This is a genomic window from Arthrobacter sp. NicSoilB11, assembly GCF_019977375.1.
GTDB lineage: Bacteria > Actinomycetota > Actinomycetes > Actinomycetales > Micrococcaceae > Arthrobacter.
In genome coordinates this window covers 1,194,623-1,216,460 of sequence record NZ_AP024657.1, presented here as the reverse complement: position 1 = coordinate 1,216,460, position 21,838 = coordinate 1,194,623, and the positions used below count along the sequence as shown (strand labels likewise).

Annotated in this window: 29 protein-coding genes; 15 read left to right on the top strand and 14 right to left on the bottom strand. The window is 67.5% G+C overall.

Annotated features, from left to right (window positions below):
- The first annotated feature begins 95 nt into the window (after window positions 1-95).
- Window positions 96-821 (top strand): hypothetical protein, encoded by a 726-nt coding sequence (locus LDO14_RS05750; protein ID WP_051081399.1) that lies wholly within the window; start codon window positions 96-98, stop codon window positions 819-821.
- Here the strand turns inward: LDO14_RS05750 and LDO14_RS05745 are convergent.
- Complete coding sequence (locus LDO14_RS05745) at window positions 799-1,689, bottom strand: alpha/beta hydrolase (protein WP_223994352.1); 891 nt, start codon at window positions 1,687-1,689, stop codon at window positions 799-801. The two genes, LDO14_RS05750 and LDO14_RS05745, sit on opposite strands and share 23 nt — an antisense overlap.
- Before the next feature lie 193 nt (window positions 1,690-1,882).
- Here LDO14_RS05745 and LDO14_RS05740 point away from each other — a divergent pair, with 193 nt between their 5' ends.
- From LDO14_RS05740 to LDO14_RS05730, 3 genes are all read left to right on the top strand, one after another.
- Window positions 1,883-2,605, top strand: a complete 723-nt coding sequence (locus LDO14_RS05740) for a hemerythrin domain-containing protein (RefSeq protein WP_223994350.1) — start codon at window positions 1,883-1,885, stop codon at window positions 2,603-2,605.
- A gap of 8 nt (window positions 2,606-2,613) precedes the next feature.
- Complete coding sequence (locus tag LDO14_RS05735; RefSeq protein WP_223994348.1) at window positions 2,614-2,967, top strand: hypothetical protein; 354 nt, start codon at window positions 2,614-2,616, stop codon at window positions 2,965-2,967.
- 94 nt (window positions 2,968-3,061) lie between these two features.
- A complete protein-coding gene (locus tag LDO14_RS05730) occupies window positions 3,062-3,844 on the top strand; it encodes a GntR family transcriptional regulator (protein ID WP_223994346.1) in 783 nt (260 codons plus the stop codon).
- 18 nt (window positions 3,845-3,862) lie between these two features.
- Here LDO14_RS05730 and LDO14_RS05725 read toward each other — a convergent pair whose 3' ends face one another.
- Window positions 3,863-4,864 carry a nucleoside hydrolase gene (locus LDO14_RS05725; RefSeq protein WP_223994344.1) on the bottom strand — a complete coding sequence of 334 codons (1,002 nt, stop codon included), beginning with the start codon at window positions 4,862-4,864 and terminating at the stop codon, window positions 3,863-3,865.
- Between the two features lie 49 nt (window positions 4,865-4,913).
- Window positions 4,914-6,353: an MFS transporter gene (locus tag LDO14_RS05720; protein ID WP_223994342.1), complete on the bottom strand. Its 1,440-nt coding sequence runs from the start codon at window positions 6,351-6,353 to the stop codon at window positions 4,914-4,916.
- 157 nt (window positions 6,354-6,510) lie between these two features.
- On the opposite strand from LDO14_RS05720, the gene LDO14_RS05715 reads away from it, so the two are divergent.
- Window positions 6,511-7,377 (top strand): ribokinase, encoded by an 867-nt coding sequence (locus LDO14_RS05715; RefSeq protein ID WP_223994330.1) that lies wholly within the window; start codon window positions 6,511-6,513, stop codon window positions 7,375-7,377.
- A gap of 44 nt (window positions 7,378-7,421) precedes the next feature.
- Entirely contained in the window at window positions 7,422-7,874 is a 453-nt protein-coding gene (locus tag LDO14_RS05710; protein WP_223995145.1) for a GNAT family N-acetyltransferase, read from the top strand.
- Between the two features lie 9 nt (window positions 7,875-7,883).
- Here the strand turns inward: LDO14_RS05710 and LDO14_RS05705 are convergent, their stop codons facing one another.
- Together LDO14_RS05705 and LDO14_RS05700 are read right to left on the bottom strand one after the other, a co-directional pair.
- The gene (locus LDO14_RS05705) at window positions 7,884-8,387 is read right to left on the bottom strand and encodes a nuclear transport factor 2 family protein (RefSeq protein WP_223994328.1); all 504 of its coding nucleotides are present in this window, start codon (window positions 8,385-8,387) and stop codon (window positions 7,884-7,886) included.
- Between the two features lie 13 nt (window positions 8,388-8,400).
- Window positions 8,401-8,841: a nuclear transport factor 2 family protein gene (locus tag LDO14_RS05700; protein ID WP_134165586.1), complete on the bottom strand. Its 441-nt coding sequence runs from the start codon at window positions 8,839-8,841 to the stop codon at window positions 8,401-8,403.
- A 51-nt stretch (window positions 8,842-8,892) separates the two neighbouring features.
- Between LDO14_RS05700 and LDO14_RS05695 the strand changes: the two genes are divergently transcribed.
- A complete protein-coding gene (locus tag LDO14_RS05695) occupies window positions 8,893-9,534 on the top strand; it encodes a TetR/AcrR family transcriptional regulator (RefSeq protein ID WP_223994326.1) in 642 nt (213 codons plus the stop codon).
- An 11-nt stretch (window positions 9,535-9,545) separates the two neighbouring features.
- Here LDO14_RS05695 and LDO14_RS05690 read toward each other — a convergent pair whose 3' ends face one another.
- From LDO14_RS05690 to LDO14_RS05675, 4 genes are all read right to left on the bottom strand, one after another.
- On the bottom strand, window positions 9,546-9,878 hold the full coding sequence (locus LDO14_RS05690) for a hypothetical protein (protein ID WP_056393328.1): 333 nt from the start codon (window positions 9,876-9,878) through the stop codon (window positions 9,546-9,548).
- A gap of 107 nt (window positions 9,879-9,985) precedes the next feature.
- Window positions 9,986-10,981 carry a hypothetical protein gene (locus tag LDO14_RS05685; RefSeq protein WP_056393326.1) on the bottom strand — a complete coding sequence of 332 codons (996 nt, stop codon included), beginning with the start codon at window positions 10,979-10,981 and terminating at the stop codon, window positions 9,986-9,988.
- A 162-nt stretch (window positions 10,982-11,143) separates the two neighbouring features.
- Complete coding sequence (locus LDO14_RS05680) at window positions 11,144-11,548, bottom strand: hypothetical protein (protein ID WP_223994324.1); 405 nt, start codon at window positions 11,546-11,548, stop codon at window positions 11,144-11,146.
- Between the two features lie 45 nt (window positions 11,549-11,593).
- Window positions 11,594-11,800 (bottom strand): DUF4177 domain-containing protein, encoded by a 207-nt coding sequence (locus LDO14_RS05675; RefSeq protein WP_134165583.1) that lies wholly within the window; start codon window positions 11,798-11,800, stop codon window positions 11,594-11,596.
- A gap of 208 nt (window positions 11,801-12,008) precedes the next feature.
- Between LDO14_RS05675 and LDO14_RS05670 the strand changes: the two genes are divergently transcribed.
- The 6 genes from LDO14_RS05670 (at window position 12,009) to LDO14_RS05645 (ending at window position 16,812) form a co-directional block, all read left to right on the top strand.
- Window positions 12,009-12,998, top strand: a complete 990-nt coding sequence (locus LDO14_RS05670; protein ID WP_018770443.1) for a 2-keto-3-deoxygluconate permease — start codon at window positions 12,009-12,011, stop codon at window positions 12,996-12,998.
- Complete coding sequence (locus tag LDO14_RS05665; RefSeq protein ID WP_223994316.1) at window positions 12,995-14,185, top strand: four-carbon acid sugar kinase family protein; 1,191 nt, start codon at window positions 12,995-12,997, stop codon at window positions 14,183-14,185. Before LDO14_RS05670 ends, LDO14_RS05665 begins: the two co-directional genes overlap by 4 nt.
- A gap of 10 nt (window positions 14,186-14,195) precedes the next feature.
- Entirely contained in the window at window positions 14,196-15,200 is a 1,005-nt protein-coding gene (gene pdxA, locus LDO14_RS05660; protein WP_056393322.1) for a 4-hydroxythreonine-4-phosphate dehydrogenase PdxA, read from the top strand.
- A 136-nt stretch (window positions 15,201-15,336) separates the two neighbouring features.
- The gene (locus LDO14_RS05655; RefSeq protein ID WP_223994314.1) at window positions 15,337-16,110 is read left to right on the top strand and encodes a DeoR/GlpR family DNA-binding transcription regulator; all 774 of its coding nucleotides are present in this window, start codon (window positions 15,337-15,339) and stop codon (window positions 16,108-16,110) included.
- 46 nt (window positions 16,111-16,156) lie between these two features.
- A complete protein-coding gene (locus LDO14_RS05650) occupies window positions 16,157-16,423 on the top strand; it encodes a type II toxin-antitoxin system prevent-host-death family antitoxin (protein WP_026265951.1) in 267 nt (88 codons plus the stop codon).
- On the top strand, window positions 16,420-16,812 hold the full coding sequence (locus LDO14_RS05645) for a type II toxin-antitoxin system VapC family toxin (RefSeq protein ID WP_223994312.1): 393 nt from the start codon (window positions 16,420-16,422) through the stop codon (window positions 16,810-16,812). Before LDO14_RS05650 ends, LDO14_RS05645 begins: the two co-directional genes overlap by 4 nt.
- A 17-nt stretch (window positions 16,813-16,829) precedes the next feature.
- On the opposite strand, the gene LDO14_RS05640 is transcribed toward LDO14_RS05645, so the two are convergent.
- The 3 genes from LDO14_RS05640 to LDO14_RS05630 are packed head-to-tail and all read right to left on the bottom strand — an operon-like array spanning window position 16,830 to window position 18,666.
- Window positions 16,830-17,309 carry a nucleoside deaminase gene (locus LDO14_RS05640; RefSeq protein ID WP_223994310.1) on the bottom strand — a complete coding sequence of 160 codons (480 nt, stop codon included), beginning with the start codon at window positions 17,307-17,309 and terminating at the stop codon, window positions 16,830-16,832.
- Window positions 17,310-17,329: 20 nt separating this feature from the next.
- Window positions 17,330-18,220, bottom strand: a complete 891-nt coding sequence (locus LDO14_RS05635) for an NAD(P)H-binding protein (protein WP_223994308.1) — start codon at window positions 18,218-18,220, stop codon at window positions 17,330-17,332.
- Entirely contained in the window at window positions 18,217-18,666 is a 450-nt protein-coding gene (locus LDO14_RS05630; RefSeq protein WP_223994306.1) for a nuclear transport factor 2 family protein, read from the bottom strand. Before LDO14_RS05630 ends, LDO14_RS05635 begins: the two co-directional genes overlap by 4 nt.
- Window positions 18,667-18,764: 98 nt before the next feature.
- On the opposite strand from LDO14_RS05630, the gene LDO14_RS05625 reads away from it, so the two are divergent.
- Window positions 18,765-19,427, top strand: a complete 663-nt coding sequence (locus LDO14_RS05625) for a TetR/AcrR family transcriptional regulator (protein ID WP_223994304.1) — start codon at window positions 18,765-18,767, stop codon at window positions 19,425-19,427.
- 24 nt (window positions 19,428-19,451) lie between these two features.
- Here LDO14_RS05625 and LDO14_RS05620 read toward each other — a convergent pair whose 3' ends face one another.
- Together LDO14_RS05620 and LDO14_RS05615 are read right to left on the bottom strand one after the other, a co-directional pair.
- Window positions 19,452-20,543, bottom strand: coding sequence for a HoxN/HupN/NixA family nickel/cobalt transporter (locus LDO14_RS05620; protein WP_223994302.1), 1,092 nt, complete (start codon window positions 20,541-20,543; stop codon window positions 19,452-19,454).
- A 10-nt stretch (window positions 20,544-20,553) separates the two neighbouring features.
- Entirely contained in the window at window positions 20,554-21,069 is a 516-nt protein-coding gene (locus LDO14_RS05615; RefSeq protein ID WP_223994300.1) for a cupin domain-containing protein, read from the bottom strand.
- Between the two features lie 77 nt (window positions 21,070-21,146).
- Between LDO14_RS05615 and LDO14_RS05610 the strand changes: the two genes are divergently transcribed.
- Window positions 21,147-21,785 (top strand): TetR/AcrR family transcriptional regulator, encoded by a 639-nt coding sequence (locus tag LDO14_RS05610; protein WP_018770455.1) that lies wholly within the window; start codon window positions 21,147-21,149, stop codon window positions 21,783-21,785.
- Window positions 21,786-21,838 lie beyond the last annotated feature (53 nt).

Here is a 21,838-nt window from a genome sequence, read left to right as displayed (position 1 = left end):
CCTCGCGGCGGGCGTTTGCGTGACTTTCCTGCGTGGCCCGGGCGGCGGGACCTTCGGCACTTTGCGTGCCGGGGGTCCCGTGGCATGTTGCGGCTATGGCCGGACTGCGATATTTGCGACGGACGGACGGCGGAGCTAATCGGCGCAGGCGCCTGCAGCTCCTGGCGGCGTCGCTCGGCGTACAGATCACGGCATATCTGCTGTGGCGTCCGGCCATGCTGCGCTGGGGAACCGAGGGCACGGAAGCCGTGGAGCGGCTGCCCGGCGACGACCTTGAGCCCCAACCGGTGATCCAGAGCACCAGGGCCATCAGCATCGACGCCCCGCCCGAGCGCGTGTGGCCGTGGATCGTGCAGATGGGAATCTACCGCGCCGGGTTCTACACGCATGACCGGGTCGAGCGTGCCCTGTTCCATGCCCGGTACGTCGAGGGCAAACAGTCTGCAACCCGAATCCACCCGGAACTGCAGGACCTCAAGGTGGGCGACAAGGTACCGTATGGCGGGGGCGTGTACGCGACCGTCACCGCGCTTGAGCCCAAGCGGCACCTGGTGGCGGGAGAACAGTTCATCCTGCGGCCCCTGCCGGGGAACCGCACCCGGTTGATCATCCGGTACCGCGGCAAGGGGTACCTGAGCGCCGCGGCGCGCGGTGCCGGGCCCGACGCGCCCATGGCAACCCGGGCTTTGGCCTTCACCCTCCAAAACGTTCCGGGCGCGATGCTGCTGGCACGCGCCGTCGACCTTTTCATTGGCGACCCGCTGCACCACTACATGGAAGTTGGCGTGCTCCGCGGGGTCAAGCAGCGCGCGGAGTCCTGAAGAACTCCATAGCTCTGCCGGAGACCAGTTCCGGCCGGTGGTCGGCGATGAAGTGCCCCTCACCCGGGACGATCTCGGTGGTGACGTTGCCGCCCCGGCCGCGGCGGTGGCCCATCCGTTGCAGGGTGGCCGATGGTTCCATGGATCCGATAAGGACGAGGGTGGGGACCGTGAAGTCGCGCCGGCCGTACACCCCGAAAATGATCTTCAGGAAGGCTGGCAGGATGGTGCCGCGGTAGAGTGCCGAGCCCGCTTTTGCCCTGGCAGGCTTTGCGGCTGCTGCGTTGTAGAGGTTCATGTCCGCCTCGGATACGCCCCCTGCGGGTTCAAATGCTGTGAAGAGGTGCTGCATCACCTTCCGGCTCCGCTGGATCCGCGGGCCGATAAATGGAACGGCAAGGGCGAAGGCGTGCCACAGCTTGGGAAAGACCAAAACCAGCCGGGCATTGGGCCTGATGTGGACGTCGGGGGCACCTGTAACGATGAGTGCCTCAACAAGATCAGGCCGCTGCACGGCGAGTAGCTGCCCCACGATGGCACCCCAGTCGTGGGTGAGGAAGCGGGCTCGGCTGATGCCAAGCTTTGCCATGAGTCCGATGACGTCCTCCACCAGCAACCCGGCTGAGTATCGGCCCTGTGGTGCATCACTCCAGCCGAAACCCCGCTGGTCCGGCGCGATCACCCGGTAATGTGTGGCCAGCAAAGGCATCACGCCGTGCCATTCCCACCAGTTCTGCGGGAAGCCGTGCAGGAGAACCAGGGGATCCCCGCTACCTGCCTCAGCGATATGCAATCGGATGCCGCGGATGTTCATCCATCTGTGGGTGACGCCATCAAGCTCCGGCACCGCAGCGACCTTGCCTTCCATGAACCTAATTTACTACTTAAGTAGTACCGGTGTCAGGACCTGCCGCGCAGCCCCTCCGGGTGCACCCGGCCCTGCGCGCATCAAGGCCTGGTCCGTCGTACTTCCGCAAAGCCGTTGTGCGCCGTGGAGCCCGGGGCTACGATGCTCCCGGGGAGAGGTCCTTTGTCTCGCGAGACTGGAAAGGGCCACGCACATGACCGACTTCTTCACAATGCAGCCCGGCGAGACGGCGCCTCCCCTGCCGGCGGGACCCGTCCTGTGCGCGGGGACGGCAGCGATGCGGCGCATCCACCGGTTCTTCCTCTGGGCCTACGGCGAGGCGCCGGGACTGGTGCGCTCCGCCGCCGGCGACACTGCCCGGGCAGCCTACGTGGGCGAAGTGCTGGGCAACTTCGACAAGGTGCTGCATATCCACCACGAAGGCGAAGACCTCCTGATGTACCCGCAGCTGAAGGAGCGGGCACCGGCATGCGCGCTGCATGTGGGGCAGATGCTTGAGCAGCACAGGCAGGTCACGCAGAGGCTGGAGGCCATCGAGCCGGTCCGGCTGCGCTGGATGCAGACGGCGGATGAGGAGTCCGGCGCGGAACTCGCCGCCCGCTATGAAGACCTGTCCGGCGTCCTCAACGTACATCTGCGCCGCGAGGTCACGGAGATGATGCCGGTTGCTGACAGGGTGATGACGGAGAAGGAAGCTGCCGCGGTGGGGCAGCACGGGATCCAGGAACTCGACAAGAAATTCCTGGTGGGCTACCTCGGCATGGTGCTGGCTACCAACCCGCCGGCGGACCGGAAAGAACTGTTCAAGGAAATCCCTCCCCCGGTGCGGCTCGCCTACCGCCTGGTGGGACGGCGGATGTACCGGAAACAGTACTCAACGCTGTTCCCCGGACGCCCGGTTCCCGAGACGCTGTAGGCGTTCTGTTGCGGCGCCAAGCTGCGGTGGCGGCGGTCAGGGCCGTCCACACACTGGCGTGGTTCTCCATCGAGTCCTGCGTCATCTACGTGCTCTACAGCGGCCTGGCCGGCCGCACGGACAGGCGGGTGGGGTGGGCGGCCGCCGTGGTTGCCGCCGAATCAATGGTGTTCGCCGGAAACGGGTTCCGCTGTCCGCTCACCGGACTCGCGGAGCGCTACGGCGCCGAGCGCGGCTCCGTCACCGACATCTACCTGCCGCGATGGTTCGCGCACAACCTGCCCGCCATCCACGTTCCGCTCCTGGTGCTGATGGTGTACCTCCATGCCCGGAACCTCCGGCACGGGCGCCCGCCGGGCTGAAGTAAGCCGCACATTGCACCTTGTCCAACACACACGTGCAACTTGTTCTAGGCTGGGAATCCACCCAGAGACCAAACAAAAGAGCGAGGCAAACGTGCACCAGGATGCCGCCCGGTTCCTGTCCCAGCCGGTGGCGGCCCAGCCGGGCTCACCGCTGCGCGTGGCTGTGTACTCCCGGATCGCCGAGGCCATCCGCAACGGCCTCCTGACGCCGGGCTCCATGATCCCCACCGAGACCGAGCTCGGCGCCGACATGAAGGTCAGCCGCACCGTGGTCCGCGAAGCGCTCATGCTCCTTGAGGAGGACGGGCTCATCCGGGCCCGCCGCGGCGTGGGACGGTTCGTGGCGGACACGCTGCCCCGGATCGGCATCGAACGGATCCGCCCCTTCGAGGAAGTCCTCGGGGTCCCCGGGCAGACGCTGGAGGTCAAGCGCACGCAGGTGGTGCGGCAGGCCGCCTCCGAGTTCGTGGCGCCGGGCATCGGCGTGGAGCCCGGCACCGACTGCTGGCTGTGGGAATCTGTCCTGATCCGCGACGGCGAGGCCATCGCCCACCTGCAGGAGAACGTCACCGCCCAGCCGGTCAGCATCGGCAGGAACGCCGCCGCATCCCTTGAGATCAAGGACGACGGCGGCGCCACCCTGCTTGCCACGCTCAACAACCAGTTGGGCCGGCTGGCCGGCCCGGGCGAGTGCCAGATCAGCCTCAGCCAGGTGGGACCCAGCCGCGCCAAGCTGCTGGACCTGCGGCCGTCGGACCCCGTCCTCGTGCTGACGCAGTTCGTCCGGCACACCAACCGGCCGTTCTACCTGGCCAAGTGCCTGGTCTCGGCGCGCGCCGGGCACCTGTCCGTGATGCAGTCCCTGCAGTCTTAGGCCAAGCCGCTCATTGCCCTAGGCGACCGCCGGCACCTTCCCTGCTTCCGCCGTCGTGCTTCCAAAGAATCCCAGCAGCGTCTCCACCAGGTGCGGGGCGAAGTCCTCGTCCAGCGACAGCACCACGCGGCAGCGGGCGCCCTTCACGGGCGGGTAGCCCGCGTACAGTCCGCGCATGTCGCACAGGGTCTGCCCGCGGCCGGGCCCGTCGGACGTGTCGACGGCGGCCCGCACCACAGGTGCCAGGGCAGGCTTTAGGGCGCCAACGGCGAGCGCCGCCGCGAGGGGGTCGTGCATGGCGGAGCAGGGCCGGCCGTAGATGCCCTCGTAGAAGCGGAAGTAATAGCCCAGCATCTCCCCCAGCGCCCGCGGCACCGGACCGGGGGACGCCAGTAACGCCTGCCGGTGGTGTTCCTCCAGAACCGACGCCATGGTCACATCCAGCGGCACCAGGGTCACATCCCAGTCCGCGGCCAGCACCAGGGCGGCGGCCTCGGGGTCGTTGTGGACGTTGGCCTCCGCCACCGGCGTGATGTTGCCCGGCGCCAGCGCGGCGCCGCCCATCACCGTCACGGTGTCCACCATCGAGGGCAACGCCGGCTCCAGCCGCAGCGCCTCGGCGATGTTGGTCAACGGACCGATGGCCACCACCCGCAGCGTCCCCGGGTAGAGCCGGGCGAGCCGCACCAGCATCTGGGCCGCGGTTTCCCCGGCCAGCGGGGCCGCGGCAGGAGCGAGCGGCACTTCACCGATCCCGTTCTCCCCGTGCACCCACGGCGCCCCGCCGCCAAAGGAACCCGCCAGCGGATGGTGGGCGCCCAGCGCCACGGGAATGTGTGCGGAGCCGGCAAGGTCCAGCAGGTCCAGCGTGTTCCGGGCGCCGACGGCGGCACTGACGTTGCCGCTGACGGTCCCGATTCCCACCACATCGGCGGTGGGGGCGGCCAGCAGGTAGGCCAGGGCGAGGGCGTCATCGATCCCGGTGTCGCAGTCCAGGTAGATGGGGGAAGGCATGGTCATGGTTCTTCTTTCAGTCAGCGGATTTCAGGTCGGCGGAGGGGAAAACGGGTCAGAGGGTTCCGCCCTTGGGGGCGGCGACGAAGAGGCTGGAGATGAAGGCGGCGGCGGTGATGCCCACCGAGATCCAGAGCGCGGTGGCGTAGCCGGCCGCCGTGGCCTGCGCGGCGAAGGGCGCCACGAGGACGACGCCGAGGCTCGCCCCGATGCCGAAGGAGGCGCCGTTGATGCCGGGCAGCGCCGCCGGCGCCTCCTTGGGCGACAGCAGCACCGAGAGCCCGTTGATGGCGGTGAGGAACAGTCCGTTGTAGAAGATGCCCAGCGCCGCGACGGCGATCAGCACCGCCAGCTGGCTGGTGGAGAAGGCGGCGGCCGCGACGGCGCAGGCCAGGCTCAGCCCGGTGCCGGCGCGGAGGGTCTTGATCCAGCCGCGGCGGCCCGCCAGCCAGCCGGCCAAGGGTGCGGCGAAGACGCCGATGAGCGCGGCGGGGGTGAGGAACAGCAAAGCCGACAGCGAGGCGCTGAGCCCAAAGCCGCCGTCGTGGTCCTGGCTGAGCAGCACCACGGTGAAGTTGATGATGGCAAAGATGCCGGCCAGGGTGAGGACGGTGGTGGTGATGACCGGCCACACCTGGCGGGAGCGCAGGTGGTGCACGGCGATGAGCGGGTGGCTGCGCCGCTTCTCGATGATCCAGAAGGCGGCGAACGAGGCGGCGGTGCCGGCCAGCAGGGCCAGGGCGGTGGGCGAGGTCCAGCCGGCGGCGGATCCGTCCGAGACGAAGTAGGTGATGAACACCAGGAACAGCGAGAGGGAGCCCGCGCCCCACCAGTCCATGGCGCCGCGCACCCCAACCGGCCGTCCGGCGGGTACGGTGCGGATGATGCAGGCGGCGGCGATGGCGGTGAGGACGAGGACGACGACGAAGATGGACCGGAAGCCGAGGGTTTCGGCCATGAGCCCGCCCACCCAGCCGTCCACTCCCCCGATGCCGCCGTTGATGGCGGCGATGATGCCCACGGACGTGCCGAAGACCCTGGCCTGCAGGTTCTCGCTGAGGACGATGTAGGCGAGTGCGAAGACGGCGCTGGAGACACCCTGCAGGAACCGGCCGGCGATGAGCAGTTCCAGCGTGGGCGCGGTGATGCAGAGGATGGTGCCTGCGCCCATGATGCCCAGGACCAGCAGGAGCGCGGCGCGGCGGCCGATGAAGTCGCTCCACCGGCCGATGACGGGCCCGGCGATGGCGCCGGCAAGGAAGAACATGGATTGGACGGGGGCGGTGCTGTCAGCGCCGCGGCCGAAGTCGGCGGCGATCTGGGGCAGGGCCGGGGTGACCATGCTGGCGTTGAGCTGGAAGGACAGCACGCCCAGCAGCAGCGTGGAGATCAGCAGGGCGGCGCGGCGGCCGGAAAACCTTGCGTCGCCGGGGATTGCGACGGCGGCAGCGGCTTCCGCGGAAGGCGCTGCTGGGGCGGGGGTTGGGGCGTTCACATCAAACTCCTTTGTTCGAGCAGGTTGGGGAATGCCACGCTTCGGGGCGGCGATTCGAGTTGTTATACAACCATGTATGACTCACAAGTACAACCATGGGCTACACTATTTCCCAATCCCGGCCGCTTCCGGCCCTCCCCCTTCAGAGAGTTTTCCCATGAGCAATTCACTTCCTGCCGTCGCCGTTGTCGGCAGCATCAACCTGGATCTGATCGCCACCGCGGAGCGGCTTCCCACCGCTGGTGAAACCATCGGCGGCGCCCTGCTGTCCCGGCAGCCGGGCGGGAAGGGCGCCAACCAGGCGGCGGCCGCTGCGCGGCTGGGCGGCAGGGTCCGCATGGTGGGGGCTGTGGGTGAGGACGCTTCCGGCCACCTGATGCTGGACGCGCTGGCGGGGGCCGGCGTCGATACCGGGGACGTCCAACTTTTGCCTGAGCCCACCGGGACGGCGTTGATCGTGGTGGACCGCGAGGGCGAGAACCAGATTGTGGTGTGCCCGGGCGCCAACTCGTGCCTGTCGCTGGAGGGTGTGCGGTTCGGACCCGACGAGGCGGTGCTGTGCCAGCTGGAGGTGGGGCTGCCCGTGGTGCTGGAAGCGGCCCGGAAGGCCCCGGGGTTTTTTGTGCTGAACGCGGCGCCGGCCATGGACCTCTCTGCCGAGCTGCTGGAGCGCTGCGACCTGGTGATCGTGAACGAGAGCGAGTATGCCCTGATTCCGGCCCTGGCCTCGGCCCGGCTCGTGGCCGTCACGTACGGCGGCGCGGGATCCGCCCTCCTGGAACACGGCAGGAAGGTGGCGGAGGCGCCGGCCCGTGCCGTCAACGTGGTGAACACCATCGGCGCCGGGGACGCGTTCTGCGCCGCCCTGGTCCTGGCGCTGCAGCGGGGCCTGGACTACACCTCGGCACTTTCTGCTGCCAACCTGGTGGGTGCCGACGCTGTCGGCGACCCTTCCTCCCAGCCCGATTTGGCACGGCTGGGCTACTATCTGGAGCGGATCGCCCCGGCCGTGGACACACGGTGAGCGTGGCACTGCGGCGGGCGGCGCCGTCGGACTTTCCCGAGGTCATGCGCATCACCCGGGACGCGTACCTCAGGGCCGGGCACTTCGCGGCAGACCATCCCTACATTGGCGTGCTGGAAGACGTGGAGCACCGCGCCGCCCATGCCGAGGTGTGGGTGGCGGAGTCCGCCGGGAAGGTGGTGGCAGCGGTGACGCTGACATTCGCCGGCCAGCCGTACAGCGAGATCGCGGAGCCCGGGGAGCTGGAGTTCCGGATGCTGGCGGTGGATCCGGCACACCAGGGCGGCGGCGTGGGCCGGGCGGTGGTGCGCGGGATTGTCGAGCACGCCCGGCAGCTTCCCGGCATCGGGGCCATCAGCATCACCAGCGCCACGTTCATGGAGCGCGCGCACGCCCTGTACGGGTCGCTGGGCTTCCGCCGTGCGCCGGAACGGGATTGGCATGTGCCCGGCGAGGACGTGCTGCTGTGGGTGTTTACGCTGGAACTCGGTGGCTGAGCCTGCCCGCTAAACCCTCGTGGCCAGCTGGGAGTTTTGATCTGCCAGGAAATCAGAATGCCGGTGGACGATCCGCCAGGCACCCTCTTCGCGGCGGTAGATGTGCGTTGTGCGCATCGTGTAGACGGCGGGGATGCCATCCACCACGGCGCTGCTGTGCTCAAGGCCGACCGTGTAGGCGAGGCTTCCGCTGGCACCCGCGGCAACGAGCTCGAACTCAGATCCGGCAGATCCCGTAAACCGGCGGGCCTCCTGGCGGAACTTGGGTTCGAGGTCCGCCCAGCCTGCTCCGGAGATGTGTGCACCGAACAACGTCACGGGGGTCCGGTGTGACCACAGGGCCAGGCGGGGTGCCACGTCTCCCCTGTGCAGCGCCAGCGTCATGTCCCGCTGCTTTGGCAGGATCTCCGCCAGGAACGCGTCCTTGTCCTTGTGCATGGCTTCTTTGTGCATGGCTTCTTTGTGCATGGCTTCCTTGTGCATGACTTCCTTGTGCATGACTTCCTTGTGCATGGGCCGCCCGCCTTTAGGTGCCGGTCCGGGCGCCAGGCAAAGGAACGGTGGCCTCCCCCGGCGGGAAGTCCGCATGCCGGTGCACGATCCGCCAGTTCCCGTCCTCCCGGCGGTAGACGTGCGTTACCCGCAAGGTGTACTGGCGCGGCGTTCCGTCGACGGTGGCGGAGGTGTGCTCGTAGCCCACGGTGTAGGCGAGGTCGCCGCTTGCTCCGGCAGCGATGATCTCCAGGTCGAAGGAGTCTGCGTGCGTGAACCACGAGGCCACGCTGTGGAACATCGGCTCCACCTCGGCCCAGCCGGTGCCGCTGAGCCGCGCCCCGAAGAGCGTCACAGGATCATCCTGCGACCAAAGCGCGATGCGCGGGGCGACGTCACCGTTGTGGATGGCGGCGTCCGCGGCCCGCTGGCGGGGAATCATTTCGGCCAGGAATGCATCCGTTTCGGTGGACATGACCAACTCCATTACAGTCATACTGTTTTGAATACAGCTATAATGCATCCAATGGAACGGAAGATCAAGAGGCAGTACGATTCCCGTCGCCGCCGGGAACAGGCTGCAGAAACCCGGCTGACCATCATCGCGGCGGCGAACGAACTCTTCATTGCCCAGGGATACGGCCAGACCACCATCAAGCAGGTGGCCGCGCGCGCCGGCGTCTCCGTCGAGACCGTATACGCCACGTTCGGCACCAAGGCATCGCTGCTCAGGCACGTTTGGTATGTCGATTTCCGGGGGGATGAAGCGGACGTGGCGCTCTATGACCGGCAGGAGATGCAGTCCATCCTGGCCGAGCCGGACCTGTCGGAGAGGATCCGCCGCCACGCTGTCTTCGTCACGGCGAGCAACCGCCGCATCTTTCCGCTCCTGGACGCGCTTACCGGAGCTGCTGCGAGCGAGCCCGACGCCGCCGCCATGCTCGCCGAGTGGGCGGACCGGCGCCTGGACGTGGCCACCCGCTACGCGCATGCCGCGGCTGCGACCGGCCAGCTGGGCGTCAGCGAGGAGGAATGCAGGGACGTGCTGTTCGCCACCATGGACGGCACCCTGTGGGCCCAGCTGGTGGGGCAGCGCGGCTGGAGCGACGAGAGGTTCTCAACCTGGCTCGGCGCGACGTGGATCGGTGCGCTCGTCCGGGCAAAGTAGCGGTCAGGGCTTCAGCCGGCCGGTTTCCCTGCGGATCCTCCAGCGCGGCCTTTCCTCCGGAGCATGAACCTCGCAGTGAGCGCAGCGATGAGGCCGGCGAGAGTCACCAGCTGCACTTCGTCGAAGGACAGCCCGTCAATGTTCGGCTGCAGCTCCTCCCCGGTAGCCCAGCCGAACCAGGCTTCGCTGACCAGGATTCCGGCAACGAAATAGGCCAGGGCCGCGTAGAGCCAGAGCCAGCGGGTCACGTGCCTGCCGACAATCAGGTGGGCCACCAGGCCGAAGGCGAGCGACATGGCCGCCAGCAATAACAGGCCGGCAATTCCCAGATCCCACTGCGGCACGGCGAGCCACCTCCCTGCTCCGCACTTCCTGCCATCCAGTCTCATTGCCAGGTGTCGGTGGATGTAGAGGCGAAGGTCACCGGGGTTCTATCTCCATGGGTGCAGCTTTAGGGTGCGGAGCGGGTTCCCGAGTCCTTGCTGGAGCCGGTGGTGGGGACGAAGTTCCAGTCGAAGGACCCGTCGCCGTGCAGAGTCAGCCGGAGGAAGCCGCGGGTGTCACTGAAGCGCTTGGCGATGTATTTTGGCTTGCTGATGAACGGGCGCGTATCGATGCCTCCGGTGGACACCTGGAATGCCGTCATCCCGTCATTGACGCACTTGTCCGCGTTGTTCACCGGGCAGGACCGTTCGTAGTTGTGCTGCGACCCCGACAAAGTCAGCCGGACCCTGTACTTCCACATCAGGTCGATCCACGGCTTCTGGTCCCCGGCCCGCCCGTGCTCCTCCGTATCCGAGGTGAAGTAGGGCTCGTGGTACACGACAGCCAGGTACTTCCCCGCCTTTTGGGCGGCGGCGAGGTCCTTGTCCAGCCACGTGGTTGCAGCCGAAGCTTCCGCTTTGTCGTACCGCCACAGCGCGGACGACAGGAAGGCGAAGTGCCAGTTGCCGAAGTCCTTCGAGTACGGTTCCCCGTTCGGGATGAATCCACGCTCCTGGTTGATCGCCGCCTTCTCGGGAGATCCCGGGCATTGGCCGTTCATGAACTTCGCCAGGTCTTCGTTGCGGCCGGGTTCCCAGTCGTGATTGGGCGCGGACACCCAATACAGCTTGGGTTTGGTGCCGCCCCACAGCGGTGTCCAGGTCTTCACGTAGTTGTCGCAGTATCCGGTCTCGTACTGGAAGTCCCCCAGCCCCAGGAACGCGTCAATCTCATTGTTCTCCACAAGCTTGGTTATCGCCGCGCCGTTCCGCCCGGACGGGCTGTCAGGGTCAACGTTGTCGGCGGGGTTCATGTCGCCCACCGCGGCGATATGGACATCGGGCCCGGGAGGCGCGGGCTCCGGCGGCTTCGGCGTGCAGGCCGTGGCAGAGAGCGCCAGCAGGACTGCGGAAACTGCGGCTACATGCCGGAAGGGTTTGTGGCGAGGGAGTGCTTGCCGCATCCCGTATCCCCTTTCGAGCAGCGAAACCGCAGGTCGGCGTGCATTAGGCAGCCACGCGCACCGGCACCTTGATCCTCCTTACGCGTTGGACCGGCTGTCAAGGGTGGAGTGCTGTGAATCCTGCGGGGGGCGGTGCCCAAGAATGCCGAAGGCCTTTCCCAGCTATCCCCGTTGTCGGCGGCCCCGCGCCCAGATAACCTCAGCAACGCCGCCCAGGGCCAGTGGGAACGCAACGACGGCGGCCAGGAAGCGCATCAGGTTGTAGGGCTCCGCCAGTGCCGCCCAGCCCACGAGCACACCCGGCAGCCCCACGCAGACAGTCACCCAGACGGGGTTGCCACGACGGTGCGACCAGATGGCGGCCGCGATCGACATCACGCATCCGCCGCAGGTGAAGCGGTTACCGACCCAGGACTCCTCCATCTCCGCCGGAGTGGGCAGCCAGAAATAGAAATCGGCGCGCACAATCCCATAGCCGATCAGGACCATCGAGGCGAGGACGAGCAAAAGCCACCCAATGGTTCCGGTCCATCGTCGCCGGGCCTCCCGGACAGCAGCCTGACTCATCGCGGCGGGCTATTCAGGGGTCGCGGCTCGATTGGAGGTGTGGGCTTACGCCAGGCTCTCGAAGACCATCGTTGCCTGGATGCGGTCACCGCCGCCAAGTCCCTTGCTCCCGCTGCTGGACGTGGTGATGGTGTGGAGCCGGTAGCCCTTTGCGGCCTGGTCGTTGATGGCTTTTTCCAGCGAGGTCAGGTTGCCCGAACCGGTTCCCCACAGTTTCTCCTTGAGGATCACCTGCATGACGACGTACTGCATGGCGCTGCTTCCTTCCGACGCTGGTCAAGTGGCAGCAATGCTACTCGCGGGAAGCGTGAGACATCGCAACGCCGCGATGCCGGCCTCCAACGCGCTGCGCGGTTCACGCAAGTTGGCTTGCGCTAAACGCGCAACGCGGCATATGATCTACATCATGCTTCGAGCTGACTGCTCGGCCCCTCTCCCCCAACAACAATGAGGTTGATTCATGTCTGTCCCAATCAAGGCCACCATGGAAAAAGTTCCCGGCGGCATGATGCTGATTCCCCTGCTGATCGGTGCCCTTCTCGGCACCTTCGCCCCGGATTCCGCCAAGTTCTTCGGCTCCTTCACCGGCGCACTCTTCACCGGTGGCACCACCATCCTTGCGGTCTTCTACGTCTGCATGGGCGCGAGCATCGATATCAAGGCCACCCCGTACATCCTGAAAAAGGGCGGCGTCCTCTTCGGCAGCAAGGTCCTGTTCGCGATCATCATCGGCGTCATCGCCGGCAGGTTCCTGGGCGAACTTCCCATTGACGGCGGGATCCTGTCGGGCCTTTCTGTCCTGGCCATCCTGGCGGCCCTCAATGACACCAACGGCGGAATGTACATGGCCCTGATGGGCCAGTACGGCAAGCCCAAGGATGTGGCGGCCTACTCCGTCATGACCCTGGAATCCGGCCCCTTCCTGACCATGGTGACCCTCGGCGTCGCCGGACTGTCCGCCTTCCCGTGGCAGGCCCTGGTGGGTGCCATCATCCCCCTGCTCCTCGGAGCCATCCTGGGCGCCCTGGATCCGGCCATGCGCAAATTCCTGTCCTCCGCGGCCCCCGTCCTCATTCCGTTCTTCGCCCTCGCGCTGGGCTTCGGCCTGAACCTGGGACAGGTTGTCAACGCGGGACTGCTGGGAGTGGCGCTCGGCCTGTTCGTCCTCATCGCCGGCGGCGCCGTGCTCTTCCTTGCGGACAAGCTGACCGGCGGCTCGGGCATTGCCGGCCTGGCGGCAGCCACCACGGCCGGCAACGCAGCCACCGTTCCCATGCTGGTGGCGGCAGCCAATCCGGCCTACGCTCCCGCAGCCGGCCCCGCCACCGTGCTGGTTGCCGCCTCCGTGGTGGTCACCGCCATCGGCTGCCCCCTCATGGTCGCTTGGTACGCTAAGCGCCTGAAAGCCAAGCAGACCGTGGAGACTCTCGAGGTGTCCCCAGCAGTATGAACACCAACGCAGCCATGCGCTGGGCAATCCTTGCCGACGACCTGACGGGAGCGGCGGATGCGGCCGCAGCCTACGGGCCCACGCACAGCAGTTCCGTCATCCTCGACATCGACAGCGCTTGGCCCGACGCCGAGATCCTCTCGATCAATACCGAGAGCCGCTACCTGCCTCCCGCGGACGCAGCCAAGGCCGTCACGACGGCGGCCGGCCGGGCCCTGGGCCAGCACCGGCGGGTCTTCAAGAAGATTGATTCACTGCTGCGCGGCAACGTGGGCGTGGAAGTGGCGGCAACACTGGCGCGGCTCACCCAGGGCCGCGGCAAAGGCCTGGCCGTTGTTGCCCCCGCGTTCCCGGGCACGGGACGGACCACCCTCGGCGGCATCGTGCACGTCAACGGTGTTCCCAACACCGCAGGGAACTTTGACGGGGACATCGCCGCGGCACTCGCCGCCGGAGGCCTCACCGCCGAAGTCGCCGGAACAACCGGACGCACGCCGGAGGAAATCGCGCGGCACCTGCGGGACGTGCAGGAACGCGGAATTGACGCCGTCGTACTGGACGCCGTCTCCGATGATGACCTTAAGGCCATCGCGGTTGCCGCGGACCTGCTGGACTTCCCCGCCCTTCTGGTCGGTTCCGGCGGCCTGGCAGGGCACATCGCGGAGCGCGAAGAACGTGCCGGTGCGCAAAACGCGCAGGTTCGGCGCGTCAGCCGGACCCTGACCGTGATCGGCAGCTACTCCGCCCTTGCCCGGCAGCAGATTGGTGAGCTGGTCGCGGCCGGGGCTGAACACATCACCCTGGACCACGCCAGCCTGGACGGCACTGCGGTCCCGCGCCTGGTTGCCCAGGCGATGGCGCGGACAAACGTGGTGCTGACCCCGGACGCCATGGGCGCCGTGGACAAGTCGCAGGCACTTGTTGTGGCGGCGGCCCTGGCCCGTGCCACCGCGTCCGGCATCGGGCACTGCGACGCCCTGGTCCTCACCGGCGGGGAGACGGCCACGGCGGTCCTGAAAGCCCTCGGCGCCGGCAGCTTCACCGTCCTCGGAGAGATTGAGCCCGGCGTCGTGATGAGCCTGCTTCCCGGGTCACTTCCCCTGCTGGTCACCAAGGCGGCGCGTTCGGCGACGCCGGGACCCTGGCCCGGACCACCAACTTCCTTACTGCCACCACGACTGAAATGAGTATCAAATAATGGGACGCCCGATTGTTGCCATCACCATGGGCGATGCGGCCGGCATTGGCCCGGAAATCATCGTCAAAGCGCTTGCCGACGCGGAGCTTCGGTCAAAGGCGCGGATGCTGGTCATCGGCGACCTCCGCCGGATGCGGCTGGCAGCGGACATCGTCGCCAGCCCGCTGACCCTGCGCCCGGTCCTGGAGCCGTCCGAGGCTTTGTTCGAGGAAGGCACCATCGACGTGCTGGACATCGACTGCATCCCGGAGGACCTTGCCTGGGGCGAGCTCTCCGCCGCCGCCGGACACGGGTCCTACCTCTTTATCGAGAAGGCCGTCCAGCTGGCCATGGACCGGCAGGTGGACGCCATCTGCACCGGGCCGCTGAACAAGGCGGCGCTGCACGCGGCCGGGCACAAGTTCCCCGGCCACACCGAACTCCTTGCCGAACTGACCGGCACCGAGGAAGTGTCCATGATGCTGACGGCGCCCAAGATGCGCGTCATCCACGTGACCACCCACATCGGCCTGATCGATGCGATCGCCAAGATCAACGGCGACCTGGTGTACCGGACCATCAAGCGGGGCTATGAACTGCTGCGCGCGTCCGGCATCGAGAACCCGCGGATCGCCGTGTGCGCCATCAACCCGCACGCGGGCGAGAACGGGCTGTTCGGCTACGGCGAGGAGGCGGAGAAGATCCAGCCGGGCATCGAGAAGGCCCAGGCGGACGGGATCGACGCCTTTGGCCCGCTCCCGGCGGACACCCTTTTCTTCCTGGCCGGCCGCGGCGACTTCGACCTGGTGGTGGCCCAGTACCACGACCAGGGCCACGGCCCGGTGAAGGTTTTGGGCCTGGAGAACGGCGTGAACATCACGGTGGGCCTGCCCGTGGTGCGCACGTCCGTGGACCACGGCACGGCGTTCGACATCGCGGGCAAGAACATCGCGGACCACGAGTCGCTGCTGGAGGCACTGCGGCAGGCAGTTGACCTGGCGCCGTCGCGCGACGAGGCCCCCTAGCCGCACGGAAGAATCGGCCGGTCAGCGTAATATTGCTGACCGGCCGTTTTGCCGGCTCCGGGCTGCGGACCTTGCCGGAGCCGGAACTAGCATGGTTAGCACTGCCACAGCCATGCCCACGGAAAGGAGACCGGGAATGCTCAGCGCAAACGCGCGGCGTGAGGAGATCTACCACCTTGCCGTGACCACCGGCCTGGCCTCCGTGGAGGAACTCTCCGCCCGGTTCCAGGTGACGGCCTCCACCATCCGCCGCGACCTGGCGCTGCTGAACGGGCAGGGCCGGCTGGCCCGCACCTACGGCGGTGCCATGGCACTGGGCGCCCACCCCGAGGCGTCGCTGCGGCAGCGCACCGGCGAGGCGTTCGAGCAGAAGCACGCCATCGCCCGCTGGGCGGCGGCCGTGATCCAGCCCGGGGAAAACATCCTGCTCGACGCCGGCTCCACCGTGGGTGCCCTGGCCCACGAACTGCGCGGGTTCGGGAAGCTCGCGGTCACCACGCCGGGCATCAACACCATGCAGGAACTGGCCGAGTCCGAGGGCATCGAGGTGGACTGCCTGGGCGGCCGGCTGCGCAGCCTTTCGCAGAGTTTTGTGGGTCCGCTGGCGGAGGCGGCGCTGGAGCGGATGAGCTTTGACCGCGTGTTCCTGGGCGCCGACGCCGTCACCGCCGAGGACGGCATCTGCGAAGCCGACCATGCCCAGACCCGGCTCAAGGAGCTGATGGCCCGGCGCGGCCGGGAAGTCTATGTTTTGGCCGACTCCTCCAAGCTGGGGCTGCGTCCGTTCCACGCCTGGGTGCGGCTGGCGCTGCCATGGACTTTGGTGACGGACGACGGCGCCGACCCCGCCCAGGTGCAGAAGTTCCGGGACGCCGGGGTACAGGTTGAGGTGGCTGCGGTCAGGCGTTAAGTCCTAGGCTTCGAAGCGAATGCTACGATTGCTACGGAGGTGTGCCATGACAACAATCCCCCACCGCGAGCTAAGGAATCAAAGCAGCAAAATCCTGGAGCGGGTGAAAAACGGCGAAACCATCGATGTCACGAATAACGGCGAAGTTGCCGCCACGCTTATCCCGCCTGCAGCCTCACCCTTCGAGCGTCTGCTCCTGTCCGGCAGCGTGCGGCAGGCCGCGGAAAGCCCGGTCGACTTCCAGTTGCTCCAACGCGTGACGTCTGATGTGGGCACGGCCGACATAATCGCCGACCTCCGCGGCGACCGGTGATTCTCTACGTCGACACGTCGGCGGCCCTGAAACTGGTGGTCGAGGAACCCGAGTCCGGTCCCACTGCGGAGTTTCTTTCAACGGCGGCGCAGCCGGGTGACCGACTTGTTGCCTCGATGCTCCTTCACACAGAGCTGCACTGCGCCGCCAACCGCCGCGGCCTGCCGCCGGAACTGGTCAACGCGGTGTTGACCGGAATCAACCTGGTGGACCTGACGCGTTCAGACCTCCTGTACGCGGCCGCACTGCCAGGCAAATTGCGCAGCGCGGACGCGATCCACCTCGCGGCTGCGATCAGGCTTGAAGCAGACCGGTTGATCGCCTTCGACAAGGAACTGCTGGGGGCAGCAACCCGAGCAGGACTTCACACGATCTCCCCGGGCAGCTAACCAGCTGCCCCGCACCCCTACTCCGCGATGTCCTCCGCCCACAGCTCCGGGTGGCCGGACTGAAAGGTGCGCATCATCTCCACGCAGCGCTGATCGTCCAGCACCACCACCTCAACCCCACGTGACCGCAAAAACTCCAGTTCGCCGTCGAACGTTTGTGCCTCCCCCACCACCACGCGGGGGATCTTGAACTGGATGATGGTTCCCGCGCACATGGCACAGGGTGCCAGCGTGGTGTAGAGCGTGGTGTCCCGGTAGCTCCTCTGCCGGCCGGCGGCGCGCAGCGCGGACATCTCCCCGTGCGCGATCGGATCGGCGTTCTGGACCCGCTCGTTATGCCCACTGGCAACCACCACGCCGTCCCGGGCGAGCGCCGCCCCGATGGGGATCCCGCCCTCGGCCAGGCTCTTTTGGGCGGCCTGGTAGGCGGCTTCGAATGCGGGGTGGGCGGCGCGGTCCGGTTCCGGCGCGGCGGATTCATGCTGCTCATGGGTCATGGCGCCATTGTTGCACGCGGCTAGGCCAGAGATCCCGGAGCGCCGGACGCCTCGAGGACCTGCTGCAGCCCGGTGACCGGGATGTCGGGAAACCCGGCCCGCGCTGGACCAAACTCGAACGCCGCCGCCCCCGATTCCTCCCAGGCCGCGGCACCCGCCACCCGGGCAAGGAACGGTGAAAACGGCCTGGCCGCCACGGACAGCAGCCGGACGGCGGCCGCCGGAACCCGCTGGACCGATCCACGGCCGGCCCGGGCAAGCAGAGCCTCCGCCACCTCATTTGCGGTGAGCGTCTGCGAGCCCCATTCGATGACGCGGTTCCGCAGCGCCGGGTCGCGGAGGGCACGGACCACGACGACGGCCGCGTCCCGGACCGAGGTATAGGTCACCGGGGCGGACCCCGAGCCGAACACGGGCACCTTGCCCTTCGACTCAAGCGGGGCCGTCATGATCTCAAGCCGCTGTTCCAGGAGGGCACCGATCCGGACGATCGTCCAGTCCATGCCCGACGAGCGCACGGCGTCCTCGGCCGCGGCTTTGCAGCGCAGGAAATCAATGGGCCCGTCCGCGGCAGCGCCGGGCATGGACATCATCACCACGTGCCGCACTCTGGCCGCGGCCGCCGCGCGGACCAGCCGGATGGCGCCGTCGCGGTCGACCGCACGCGGGCTGGAGTCCTTGATCCCGAACCCCGACGCCGCGAACACCACCCCAGTGCAGCCAGCCACCGCTTGCCGACAGTCCGCGTCGGAGCCGAGGTCCCCGTGAAGGAGTTCGACGCCGCCGCCCATCTTTTGCGGGAAGGGCTGGGACTTGCCCCGGGCCATGATGCGGACCTGTTGCCCTGCGGCAACGAGCAGGGGAACCACGGCGCGGCCAAGGCGGCCTGTACCGCCGACCACCAGGATCATGACCGGTCACCTCCGGCCGCACCATGGACTGCCTCCCGGACGGCTTCGTTCACGTCGCCGGAGTCCTGGTCCACGGGTTCGAGGTAGAACTGGGCGGCGGCAATTTTGTCGTCGCGGAGGGTGAAGATGGCCACCCCTGCGGCGCGCTGCACGGATCCGTCCGGCCGGGTGCCGCGGTTGCTCCATTCCATCCAGACCTTGCCGTCCGGTCCGGTTGCCGCGTCATGGACCGTCAGGGTGAGGTCCGGCAGGCCGGCAAAGAGCGCCGTCCAGTTCTTCCGGACCTGCGCGGAGCCCGTGAAGCTGCGGGCCGGGTGAACGGGGGCGGTGTTCCGGTAGTCCTCCGCGAACTGGGACACCATGGCCTCGAGGTCATGGCGGTTGGCCGCGGCCAGCATGCGCCGGACCGGGCCTTCGGGGACGCGCTCGATTCCTGAAGCGTCCATGATCTGCTCCTTAGGTTCCGTCGCGGGAGGCGGAGAGGCTGGTACACTGAATTTGATACAGTCAGCTGTATCTAACTGATACAAGGAGCTTAAGCCCGATGGGACCCGCGGTCAATGGTGCGCCACCCCGCTCCCGCAGCTACGACGCCCGGCGCCGGCAGGAGGCTGCCGGGGAAGCCAGGAAACGGGTGCTGGCCGAGTCCCGCGCGCTGTTCCTGGCCCACGGCTACGGCCGGACCACCATCGCCGCCATCGCCCACGCGGCCGGCGTCTCCAAGGAGTCCGTGTACAAGGGGTTCGGCGGAAAGCCTGGGCTGGTGCGGGCCATCTACGAACGGAGCCTGCTGGGCGCCGGCGGCCCGCCGGCGGAAGAGCGGTCGGACCGCGCCCAGGCCACTGTCACCGATCCCCGCGAACTCATGGAGCAGTTCGGCCGCTTCATTTCCGAGGTGAGCCCGCTGGGCTCCCCCGTCTACCTCCTCATCCGGGACGCCGCGGCGAGCGGGGACCAGGACATGGCCGCGCTCCTGCGCGACGTTGATGACGGGCGGTACCAACGGATGCTGCACAACGCGCGCCAGGTGCTCGGGAGGGGATTCCTGCGGCCGGGCCTGACGGCGGAGGAGGTGGCCGACGTCTTCTTCATGAGCACCTCGGCCGAACTCTACGAAACCCTGGTCCTCAAGCGCGGCTGGAGCGCGGAGCGCTTCGGGGCGTTCATGGCCCGCACCTTGGCGGCCAACCTCCTGCCGGAAGACTGAGGCAAAGGGCAACCTGATGGCGGCTCACTCCTCCAGGCTGGCGACGGTGGGCGCGCCGCCCCGGAACCTCCAGATGAAGACCCCGGCCAGCCAGGCGAGAACAAACACGCCCACCACGGCGTAGCCAAGGCCGGTCAGATCGATGCCGCCGATGGCCGCAAAGACCCCGGAAACGGCTCCCGTATTCGCCGTGACCACGGACAGCAGTTCCACGGTCCCCACACCCAGCGCCACGGTGGCCGAGAGCCCGGTCAACAGCAGGTTGTACAGCAGCCTCCGGCGCGGGTGCGCGAACGCCCAACCGTAGGCCGCGTTCATGAACCATCCGTCCAGGCTGTCGAGCAGGCTCATGCCCGCCGCGAAGAGGACGGGCAGGGTGAGGACGGCGTACCACGGAAGTTCCACCGCCGCCGCTCCCCCGGCCACAACCAGCAGCGCCACCTCGGTGGCCGTATCGAATCCCAGGCCGAACAGCAGGCCCACCACATACATCTGGCCGGGCCGGGTGATGCTCCGCATGACCGGGCGCAGCAGGCGGACCAGAAGGCCCTGGACCTCCACAGTCGTCCCCAATCCCGGCTGCCCCGCCCGCAGCCGGAAGTCCGTGGCGACGCGGACCAGCAGGGCAAGGTTGAGGAAGGCCAGGATGTACAGGAACAGTCCTGAGATGGTCGCGCCCACTGGTCCCAGGACCTCCCGCCACCACGAGGCGCCATCTCCGAGCTGGTTTCCCAGGATGCGGGCTCCCGCAGCCAGCAGCAGGCAGAGGCCAAGGACGATGCTGGAGTGGCCAAGGGAGAACCAGAAACCGACGGAGACGGGCCGAAGGCCCTCACCCATGAGCTTTCGGGTGGTGCCGTCGATCGCGGCGATGTGGTCCACGTCGAAGGCGTGGCGCATGCCCAGCAGGTAGGCACCTAGCCCGATCCCCAGTCCGAAGACCTGGCTCGAGCCCAGGAGGAGGTTCTGCGGGACGACGCCCAGCACCAGCACTCCCCAGCCCACCACGTGCAGCAGAAGTACGACGGCGGCCATTCCGGCCAGCGGCGCGCCCGGCTTCTGCGCGGCGGGGCCAAGTCGCCGTCCCGTTCGGTAAAGGGGAACCTGGAGGCCCATGGCCTTCCCGTCAGCCCATGGGTGGATTTAGCCCGTACCGGGCGATGATGCCCGGCAGCCATGGCGCCTCGCCGAACTGGAGGCCGTATTCTGCCGCCAGTTTGCCGATGGCTTCAGGGTCCGGCGGTCCACCGGCTTCAAGCTGGTCGGCCAGTCCCCAGAAGAAATGCTCGAACCCGGCCGGGCTGATGACTTCGATCATCCGCGCCGGAACTTTCCCCGCATTCCACATGGTGTGCAGTTCGCCGCGCGGCTTGGTGATGTAGCCCCCGGCACCCAGCACTGCCTCGCGCTCACCGGACCGGAATCCGATCTCGCCTTCCAGGACGATTGAGTATTCGTCCTCACGGCTGTGCATATGCACTGGAACCAAGGCCCCCACCGGAAACGGGTGTTCCACGATGGAGATCTGCTCGTTGGTGTGTTCACCGAACAGTTTGAAGACAACCCCGATACTTCCGAGACTGCCCTGGCGTCCCTCCCCAGGCTGCACGACTGTCAGCCGCGGAGCCTCCTCAGCGCCCATGGCATCCATCCCTTTCAATTTCGATATACAGTGGTGTATATCGAATTGTCAGCCCACGCAGGACCGGTGTCAATACTTTGAGTGAACAGCAGCGTTCAGCCAAAGCGCGCAAGTACCAGATGAACAAGCGTGCCGAGCAGGTGGACACCACCCGGCAGCGCATCGTGGACGCGGCGGTGGCGCTCCACGGGTCAGTCGGCCCTGCCCGGACCACCATTGCGGGCATCGCTGAGCAGGCCCAGGTCACCCGGCTGACGGTCTACCGTCATTTCGCCGACGAGGAAGCGCTGTTCTCCGCCTGCTCCTCGCACTGGCTTTCACAACAGCAGCTGCCAGATCCTTCGGCGTGGTGTGAGCACCCGGACCCCCTCCAACGCCTCCATGCCGGACTCACAGACCTGTACCGGTTCTACCGCGACGGCGAGCCCATGCTCAGGAACATCTACGGCGATTGGGCCGCCCTTCCGGAAAAGCACCGCACAGGCCTCCGGGAGCGCGACACGTTCTTCCGTGACCGCCTCCTGGAGGCATTTCCGGAGCCAGGCAGCGCCAGGCTGCGCGCCGTCGTCGCCCACGCGGTGTCCTTCTGGACCTGGCGTTCCCTCTGCCACGAGAACGGGCTCGCAAATGAGGACGCCGTCCACGCCATGACGGACTTGGCTGGGGTGACGGCCGGCCTGCGGCGGGGCGCCGGCGCCCCCGTGCCAGGACAGTAGGGCCACCCAAGCGGGCAAGGCCCTACCGCTCATGCCTCTTAACCTTCCCCGAA